Annotated in this window: 6 protein-coding genes; 1 reads left to right on the top strand and 5 read right to left on the bottom strand. The window is 71.7% G+C overall.

Features of this window, described 5'->3' with window-relative positions; genetic code table 11:
• Nucleotides 1-29: 29 nt before the first annotated feature.
• Complete coding sequence (locus tag ACTHMS_RS20275) at nucleotides 30-1,730, bottom strand: Ig-like domain-containing protein (protein WP_440308474.1); 1,701 nt, start codon at nucleotides 1,728-1,730, stop codon at nucleotides 30-32.
• A 322-nt stretch (nucleotides 1,731-2,052) separates the two neighbouring features.
• Nucleotides 2,053-2,718, bottom strand: a complete 666-nt coding sequence (locus ACTHMS_RS20270) for an NBR1-Ig-like domain-containing protein (protein WP_440308473.1) — start codon at nucleotides 2,716-2,718, stop codon at nucleotides 2,053-2,055.
• A gap of 136 nt (nucleotides 2,719-2,854) precedes the next feature.
• Here ACTHMS_RS20270 and ACTHMS_RS20265 point away from each other — a divergent pair, with 136 nt between their 5' ends.
• Nucleotides 2,855-6,658: an nSTAND1 domain-containing NTPase gene (locus ACTHMS_RS20265; protein WP_440308472.1), complete on the top strand. Its 3,804-nt coding sequence runs from the start codon at nucleotides 2,855-2,857 to the stop codon at nucleotides 6,656-6,658.
• 12 nt (nucleotides 6,659-6,670) lie between these two features.
• Here ACTHMS_RS20265 and ACTHMS_RS20260 read toward each other — a convergent pair whose 3' ends face one another.
• From ACTHMS_RS20260 to ACTHMS_RS20250, 3 genes are read right to left on the bottom strand one after another with little or no spacing between them, the layout of a single operon-like run.
• Nucleotides 6,671-8,095: a hypothetical protein gene (locus ACTHMS_RS20260; RefSeq protein ID WP_440308471.1), complete on the bottom strand. Its 1,425-nt coding sequence runs from the start codon at nucleotides 8,093-8,095 to the stop codon at nucleotides 6,671-6,673.
• Entirely contained in the window at nucleotides 8,092-8,850 is a 759-nt protein-coding gene (locus ACTHMS_RS20255; RefSeq protein ID WP_440308470.1) for an OmpL47-type beta-barrel domain-containing protein, read from the bottom strand. The genes ACTHMS_RS20260 and ACTHMS_RS20255 overlap by 4 nt, the downstream gene beginning before the upstream one ends.
• Nucleotides 8,847-9,299, bottom strand: a complete 453-nt coding sequence (locus ACTHMS_RS20250) for a hypothetical protein (RefSeq protein ID WP_440308469.1) — start codon at nucleotides 9,297-9,299, stop codon at nucleotides 8,847-8,849. Before ACTHMS_RS20250 ends, ACTHMS_RS20255 begins: the two co-directional genes overlap by 4 nt.
• Nucleotides 9,300-9,302: the final 3 nt, after the last annotated feature.

Raw genomic sequence — 9,302 nt, 5'->3', positions numbered from 1 at the left:
ATCGTCCCGCAGTGTCCCTTCGTGCGGTCCTACGTCGAGCGGCATCCCGAGTTCGCCGACCTGCTCGCGCCCGGCATGTCGCCGGGCAAAGGCGCGCGATGACGATGCGCGTGGTGGTGTGGGGCACCGGCAACGCCGGCCGGCCGGCGATCCGCGCCGTCGCCGCGCACCGGGATCTCGAGCTGGCTGGTCGCGCCGACCGGCCACGCGGGCGGCACGGCGCAGGTGCAGCGGTGCGGCGCCGAGTCGGTGCCCGGCGGCACGATGTGCAGCGTCACCGTCGCGGTGGTGGCCGTCGTGTCGTTCGAGCCGGTGATCGAGTACTGGAAGGTCGTGTCACCGGTCGCGTCCGGCGGCACCGAGACGGCGACCGTCTGCTCGTCGCCGCTGATCGAGACGTGGTAGCCCGAGGCGGCAGGCTGCGTCGTGTTGACGATGGCGATGGTGTCCGTCGGCGGCCGCGTGTCGTTGTCGAGCAGGTGCAGCACGCTGCTGCGTCCGGCGCGCACGTCCTCGGTGTCGGGCTTCGCCTGCGGCGGCTTCGCCTGGCCGGCCACCTCCTTGTCGCTCGTGGTCTTGCTGCCCGGCTTCGGCAGCACCGCGTCCCACGAGTCCAGCTCGACCGCGGACTTGCCGTCGACGTTCCACACCTTGCCGCTGCCGCCGTCGTTCAGCACCTCCTCGTGCCGGTTCACCCGGAAGCTGAGGGCGGTGGACGCGTCGACGGCCAGCGAGCCGTGGAAGTCGACATGGGCCGCGGGGCACATGGTGCGGTACGACGCGGCCGCGCCGGCCCACGCGCTGTAGATGCAACCGTCGAGCTGGATGGGGGCGACCACCATGCCGCCACCGGTGCCGTCGGCGGGCGAGACCGCGGCCCGTCCGCTGGCCATCGGCACCTGGACGACCGAGGTCGTCGTCGCGAGGACGACAGCGGGCGCCGCGGCGCTGGACTGCTGCAGCACCGCCGAGCCGATGCCGTCAAAGGTCACCGGCGCGTGCGAGCCGATCCAGAGGTGGGCGCCGTCGAGCACCACCGGCGTCGTGCCCACGGTCGCGATCGCCGGCTGGCGCGCGAAGGCACCGAGCGTCCTGGTCGCCGTCGCGCGGAAGCGGCCGCCGGCTGCCCGGATGGTGGTGAGCGTGCCGTCGGTCGAGACGGCGAAGACCGTGCCGTCGGTGGCGACGGCCACGCGGGCATTGGCACCGACCTTCGCGACCGGCTTCGCCGTGTTGTCGACCGCGGCGAGGTTCACGCCGGCGAACGTCGAGGTGCCGACGGTGGTGGCCCAGACCTTGCCCGACTTCGGGTCGGCCACGGCGAGCACGCCCGGGTCGGCCCCGCCCACCTGCACCGACGCGTCGACCGGCACCGATGCCGACTGGCCCGGCACCGTCGTCATGGTCGAGCCGTCGAGGGCCGAGAGCTTGCCGGTGGACTTGTCGAGGCCGAAGACGGCGACGCCGTCCTGCACGATGTCGAGGTCGTTGTTCGTCGCCGACGCGCCGAGGCTCACCGCGCCGTCGAACTGCTCGACCGGCTTGTTCAACCGTGCGAAGGCGCCGTAGGGCGAGCCGCTGACCCAGACGCCGCCGTCGTTGAGGTCGGCGTGGTGCACGTCGAACCCGACGGCGTCCAGCGCATAGGCCACCAGCGCGACGACCGCGGCGATCACCACGAGGGTCGACGCCACGCTGACGCGGTGGCGCACGAGGAAGCGCAAGGACACTGGTGGCTCTCCGCTGGCTGGTCGACACGAGCAGGTGCGGTCGACGATGACCACCACATGACCGGCGGGCAATGGGGACCACTCCCCATCACCCGCGCAGGAGAGCTAAGCGGATCGATCAGGGTTACGCGAGCCGAAACCAGACAGATCCAGCGATCTTCGGTGATTCCCGTTCGAACCCGTACGGCCGAATCGGGACAAGATCGACACTCGGCGACGCCCGCCGCCTCGTCCGGATCGTGATGCCCCCACCGGGCCCGATCCCGCCCACGCCATGCAGGTCAGGTCGAGCCCGGGGGGCCTGAGCGGCGGGACGTGCCGCTCAGGCCTCGCGCGCAGCCGGTCCCTCCACCGGCTGCGCGTGCGGGTCGGCGACGACCACCAGGTCGAGCACGATCTGGTGCGCGAAGCAGGGCGTGCCGTCGGCCTCGGTCATGCGCCAGTAGGCGGCGTAGGTGGCAGTGAGATCAGGGATCGTCACCGGCACGGCGATGCTGACCCGCTCGCCGGGCGGGCAGTCGGGCACGGTAGTCGTGGGCGCCGAGCGCAGCAGCCGGGCACCGGCGGGTGCGCCGATGCGCCGCACCAGGCGTCCCTGCCAGGTCGTCTCGCCGATGTTCCAGAGCGTCCAGGCGGCGAGCGTCTCGCTGCCCGGTGGGACCAGCTGCCCGTGCGCCACCGAGCGTCCGACGACCGAGTAATGGTCGGGACGACGCGACCCCAACACCACCGCCGGCACCCCCATGCGCGGTTCCACCTGGCCCACCAGCGCCTCGGCGAATGTCGTCAGCGCCAGGCCGTCACCGGCGAAGGTCTCGTCGTACCACTCGACCAGCTCGCGACTCGGACGGGTTCGTCCGGTTTCGACCAAGGACAGATTGCCCCGGTTTCGTCCGGTTGCCAACTCGGCCTGGCGCAGCGACATGCCCCCCGACAGCCGCATCGCGCGCAGCGTCGCCCCCAGCTCGGCCCAGATGTCCGCCCCCATGACCGCCACTGTTCCCGCGGATGGGGTATAGATCAGCTCCGGGAGCTGAACCCGCACGAACCCGTACACCCGGCCGGACGGAACCACCGTCCTCTGGGCCGCGTCCCGGGCTCGCGCGGAGGTGGAGGGGTATGGGGTGGACACGGCGTCGATCACGTCGCGGGCGGAGTTCGTCGCCGCGCTGACGGCACTGCGCGAACGCAGCGGACTGTCGATCCGCGCGTTGGCCAAGGCGGTGGACACCCCGCCGGCCACGATCGGCGGCCACCTGTCCGGACGCCACCTCCCGACCGCCACCCAGCTGCCCCTGCTGCGGCGCATCGTCGCGGCGTGCGGCGTCACCGACCCGGCCGAGGTCGAGGCGTGGGTCGAGGCGCTGCGCCGGGTGCGCGCGTCCGAGCGCCAGACCCCGACCGCACCGGCACCGGCGCTCCCCTCCCCCTACCGCGGGCTGTCGCCGTACGACGTCGCCGACGCCGAGACCTTCTTCGGACGCGCCGACGAGACGCGCGACCTCGTCGCCGCCATCGAGCGCCTGCACGCCGACCCCGGTCCGAGCGGTGGCGTGCTCGCCGTCGTCGGGCCGTCCGGCTCGGGCAAGTCGTCGCTGCTGCGCGCCGGCCTCGCCGCCACCGCCGACGCCGAGCACGCCGACTGCGCGGTGCTGGTGACGACGCCGAGCACCGCCGTGGGGCTGCCGAGCTGGCTCGCCGAGCTCGGCGACGACCGCTCGGCGCTCGTCGTGCTCGACCAGGCCGAGGAGCTGTTCACCGCCCTCTCGCCGGACGAGCGGGCGCAGCTGTTCGTCACGCTCAGCAACCGTCCGCCACGCGCCGTCATCGTGGTCGGGCTGCGGGCCGACTTCTACGCCGAGGCGGCCGCGGAGCCGTTCCTCGCCGTCGCACTGCAGCACGCGCAGGTGCTGCTGCGGCCCATGTCGACCGAACAGCTCACCGAGGTGATCGTCGGGCCGGCCGAGCGCGTCGGGGCGAGCATCGAGCGCGGTCTGGTCGACCTCGTGCTCGCCGACCTGCGCCCGCACGGCGCCCGCACCGGCGGGCACGACCCGGGCGTGCTGCCGTTGCTCTCGCACACCCTGCTCGCGACGTGGGAGGCGAGCGCCGGCGGCCTCACCATCGCGGGCTACCGCGCCACCGGCGGCGTCACCGGCGCGATCCAGCGCACGGCCGAGGACGTGTACGGCGGCCTCGACGACGACGAGCGCGAACTCGCCCGCCGCCTGTTCCTGCGCCTGGTCAGCCTGGACGCCGACGACCTCGCCCTCACCCGCCGGCGCATGTCGCGTGACGAGCTGGGCCGCCGCTTCCCGCCACCCGACGACGTCCCCGTCCGGCGACTCATCGACGCCTTCGTCGCCCGCCGCCTGCTCACCGTCGACGCCGGCTCGATCGAGATCACCCACGAGGCGCTGCTGCGTGCGTGGCCGCGCGTGCACCAGTGGCTCGCGAGCGACCGCGCCGGCCTGCGTGTGCACCGGCAGATCGCCGAGTCGACCACGGCCTGGATCGCCGCCGACCGTGATCCTGGCCTGCTGCTGCGCGGCGTGCGGCTGCAGGCCGCGCTCGACTGGTGGGCCGACCCCGCGCACGCGCACGAGCTCGACCCGGCCGAGGCCGAACTGGTCGAGGCGAGCGACCGGAACCTGCGCGAGCAGCGCCTCGCCGAGCGCCGCCGCAGCCGCCGCCTGCGCGCGGTGCTCGCCGTCGTCGCCGTGCTGGCCGTGCTCGCGAGCGTGCTCGCCGTCGTGGCGCTGAAGGCCCGCTCGGCCGCCGCACACAACTCGCACGTCGCCACCGTCGCCCGCGACGAGGCGCTGTCGCGCGAGGTCGCAGTGCGCTCGGACGAGCTCGACGAGCAGGACCCCGCCCTCGCCGAGCAGCTCGCCCTCGTCGCGCTGCGCCTCGACCCGACGCCCGAGGCGAAGGCGGCGGTCGTCGCCGACTCGAGCCGGCCGACGATCACCCGCGTGCTCGGCGTCAACGGCCCGACCCCCCTCGCCCTCGCCGACGGGGGCCGGCTCGTCGCGGTCGGCCACGCCGACGACGGCTCGGTGCACCTCTACCGAGCCGCTCCCGGCACCGTGCCGACGCCCGTCGGCGTCGTGCCGGGCGGTGGGGCGAAGGCGCAGCTCTTCGGCCTGGGTTTCAGCCCGGACGCGACGATGCTCGCCACCACCGGACAGCTCGGCACCGTCGCGCTGTGGGACGTGCGCACGCCGTCTCGTCCGACGAAGGTCGCGACGCTGTCGACCGGCTTCCAGGGCGCGGCGCAGGCGGTGACCTTCAGCCCCGACGGCACCTTCCTCGCCGCGGCCGGCAGCGCCGCCGCGCCGGTGAAGCTGTGGCGCCTCGCGAATACCGTCGCCACCCCGGTCGCCCTGCCGCCGCTCGCCGCGTCGGCGCTGCCCGAAGCGAAGGCGCTCGCGTTCAGTCCGGACGGCACGCTGCTCGCCGCCGGCGGCCAGGGCGGCACGGTCGCGCTGTTCCAAGTCGGCTCGAGCGGGCCGCCGGTGCTGGTGACCAAGCCGACGCAGACGGTGAACGCGCTCGCCTTCTCGCCCGACGGCGCGCGCCTCTACGTCGGCCGCGTCGACGGCACGGTGCAGGAGCTGCAGACCGCGCAGCCGACCGCCGACGCGATGCAGACGCTGACCCCCTCGACCAACGCCGAGGTCGACGTGCTCGCCGTCGCGCCCGACGGCCATGTCGCCGTCGGCCGCTCGGACAACACGCTGCAGGAGTGGGACGCCGACCTCGCGTCCATGTCGTACACGGCGCACAACGCCGGCCCGGTGACCGGCCTCGGCTACGCCACCGGCGCCCGCACCCTGTTCGCCACCGCCGCCGACGGCACGCTGCGCGTCACCACCCTCGGCAGCGACGCGATCACCACCAACGGCACCGTCTTCGCGCTGTCGTTCACCCGCGACGGCCGCACGCTCGGCGTCGTCAGCAACGGCAAGGGCGGCGGCCTGCGGCTGTGGAGCACCGGCTCGGACTCTGCCATCCACGCCCTCGGCCCGACCCTCACCATGCCCGCCGGGGTCGACGGCACCGGCGCGATCACCGCCGACGGCAAGGTCGCCGCCACCGGCGACTACGCCGGCCATGTGCAGCTGTGGAACGTCGCCGACCCCGCGAACCCGCAGCACCTGGGTGGGGAGTTCACCGCCGCGTCGCAGCTGATCGAGAGCCTCGCCTTCAGCCCGGACGGCACGCTGCTCGGCGTCGCCGACGACGACCACACCCTGGCGTTGTGGGACGTGCACGACCCGGCGCACCCGGCGAAGGTGGCGAGCGTGCACGGCGGCGACCTCATGCTGAGCCTCGCCTTCAGCGCTGACGGCCACCTGCTGGCCGGCGCCAACGCCGACGGACACGGCTACCTCTGGGACATCCGCGACCCCGCCCACCCGCGGCAGCTCGCCGTGCTCGGCGGCTTCAAGAGCTACGTCTACGGCGTCACCTTCGAGACGACCGGCACGCTGCTCGTCGTCACCAGCGCCGACCACACCGCGCGGATCTTCGACATCAATTCACCGTCGCACCCGAATCCGGTCGGGACGCCCCTGATCGGCGCCACCGACTACGTGCTCGCCGCCGCCCTCTCCCCCGACGGCAGCACGGTCGCCCTGTCGAGCAACGACGGCTCGGTGCGGCTGTACCCGGTGCACGACTCGCGCCGCCTGCGCGTGCCCCTCGAGACGCTGACCAGCCCCGGCGGCTCGGTGTTCGCCGTCTCCTACACCCCGGACGGACGCGAGCTGATCGCCGGCGGCCGCGGGTCGCAGGTGCTGCGCTGGACGCTCGACGTGCAGGGGTACGCCTCGCGGCTGTGTCATGCCGTCGGCACCCCGATCACGCGGCAGGAGTGGGCGCTGTGCGTCCCGGGTGCGGCATATCAGCCGCCGTGTGGCTGAGGCACTTCCCGCTCAGGCGGTCACTGCTACCGGGATCGTGGAGCTCGGTGAGCCGATGTTTCCTGCAGCGTCGGTCGCGATGGCGGCGATCCGGTAGGCCCCGGTGCTGATCGCGGAGGGGTTCCAGGCGAGCGGGTAGCTCCCCGTCCCTGTCGTCGACGTCCCGATCGCTGTCCCGTTGCTGCCGGTGCACGGAGTGCTGTTCGAGTAGCCGGGGCACAAGAAGTACTGCACTTGCGCAACACCGGAGGTGCTGTCCGCGGCCGCGTCCGTCAAGGCAACAGATCCTGCCGCCTTCGACGCCTGCGCCACGACGTTGAAAGCTCCGCTCGTGGCCGGCGTATAGCTCCCGCTCGACGCCGTGACCGAGGTGCCCAGCACGGTACTCGCGAACTTCAGCGAACTGAATGTCGCGAGCCCCGACGCGTTCGTCCGTGCTGACCCGCCGGTGATCGTTCCAGACGAAGCTGCGAGGTTGACCGTCACTCCCGACGTCTGCACCGCGTTCCCGTTGGCGTCCTGGAGCTGCACCGTGATGAAGGGTGAGACCGTTGTCGCAACATAAGTATCAGCCGGCGGGGCCTGCACGATCGCCAACTTCGCAGCGGCCCCGGCGCTGACCGCGACGGACGTGGTCGCGGCAGTGACGGAGGCCGATGAGGCGGTGACTGCAAACGTTCCAACACCAGTCATGCTGCAGCCTGTGAACGTCGCAGCGCCGCTCACGGCCCCCACCGTCAATCCACTGGTGCAGCTGAGACCGCTGCCAGCGGGACTGGCGGCCAAGGTGATGGATGCCGTCGAGGTCGTGACAGCGTTCCCGTAACTGTCTTGAATCTTCACGACCGGCTGGGTTGCGAACGCGATCCCGGCCTGGGTCGTCGGAGAGGGTGCGGGGGCGAAGGCCAGCTTCGACGCCGGCCCTGCTACGACGGTGACGGCAGTGGCACTCGGCGCCACAGCAGCATCACTGGGCGCCTGGCCGCTACCAGTGATTCGCACGGTGAAGCCTGACGCTGAGTAGGTCGTCGCGGTCGTTGGGTTCGTCACAGCGGAAACGGCGAGGCTCACGGCCGAGCCAGCGGCGACACTGCAGCTGTTACCACCAAGTGCGACAGCGATCTGCGATCCGTTGACGCTGACTGATTGAGTCGTGCAACCTGCTGTCGTCAGCGCGCTCCCAAGAGTTGCAGTCGAGCTCGCCGACAAGGCGAAGTTGGCGTCGAACGCGACGTTGATGGTCGACGCCTTGCTGACCGCAACGCCAGTCGTGAACGAAACTGTCCACGCGGCCTGCGCGCCCGCAACAGCGGAGGTGGGCACAAAGCTGACGTTGCTGCTCGTCGCGGCACCTGCAGCCGTCTGTCCGACGAGGGAACCTGCGATTGCAAGAAGACCCGCGACAGCGGTCAGAGCGGGGATGCGGCGCTTCATCATGAATTCCCATTCAGCTGCGGAGCCGGGGCGGTCGGCGCCACGGTGTCAATCTTGACCGTCGCAGACTGTGACGTGCTGGTGTTGCCGGCATTGTCTGTCGCCGTATAGGTCAGCGTGTGCGTCCCGTCGCCGCTCACGGAGACGGAGATGCTTGCGCTGTGCACGGTCGTCGCGGTACCACCGTCAAGGCTGTAGGTGACCGACTTCGGGCCGCTGCCGGCGTCCGTTGCGGTGAGCGTGACCTTGACCGGGGCAGCATTGAACCACCCGTTGGTGGTCGCCTTGTCGTACGTGACGCCGACGCTCGGGGCGGTGTTGTCCGACGAGACGACGGAACTCTTCGCCGATTCGACACCGCGCCAGTTCGTGCCCCAGGCCGGCGTGTCGGTGTAGTAGTACGTTCCGGCCGGCACGTTGGTGTCGGTGCACGACACCGGGTCGACGCCCGTGACCCCGCAGGTGAAGGTTGTGGGGTTCTGATCGGTCAGACTCGTGTACCGCTTGATCACGAACGACGTGACGTCGCGGCCGGACGTTGTCTTGCTTCGACTGAAGGACACCGTCGCGGTCGCTTGGCCGCCGCTGTACGACACAGTCACGGTGGGCTGTTGACCGGCCGGCAGACTGTCAGCGTTCGCGACGACGGCTGTTCCGCCGGTCTGTGCCGACAGATAGGCAAGGGCAGCCGGGACGCCTGCGCCGAGCACAAGAGCGCCAGTGACCCCGCCGACGGCTAGGGCACGCTTGCGCTTCACGACTGCACCACCACGGTGATCGGCACGGTGAAGGTCGCTCCCTGGCAGTTCGACGATGCATCGATCGCCATCGCCGCGGCCCCGGTGAAGGTCAACGTCTTGTCCTGGCCGGCAGCGATTTGGAACTGTGGCGTCGGAAAGCTGGTCGGCGCGGTGACCGTCACGCCGGTGCACCCGCTGTGCGACGAGTCCGCCGCCACGGCTTGGAACTGCACGCTCGCAACGTGCACCGCCGATGTGTTGCCGTTGTGCACTCGCACGACGACGTCACCGGTTCCAGCAGGCACCAGGGTCACTGTTGGGGCGTCACCGGTGACGAGCGCCGTGGTGGTGATGGACAGCGATCCCGTCGTCGCAGACCCGGCACCTACGCCGCTCGAGCTCCAGAACGCCCAGGCGATCCCAGAACCCGCCGCAACAGCGGCGACTGCGGCGGCCGTGGCGACCACACG

It is taken from the genome of Jatrophihabitans sp. (assembly GCF_051960575.1).
Lineage (GTDB): Bacteria > Actinomycetota > Actinomycetes > Mycobacteriales > Jatrophihabitantaceae > JBQCEE01.
This window is presented reverse-complemented; position numbering and strand designations above follow the sequence as displayed.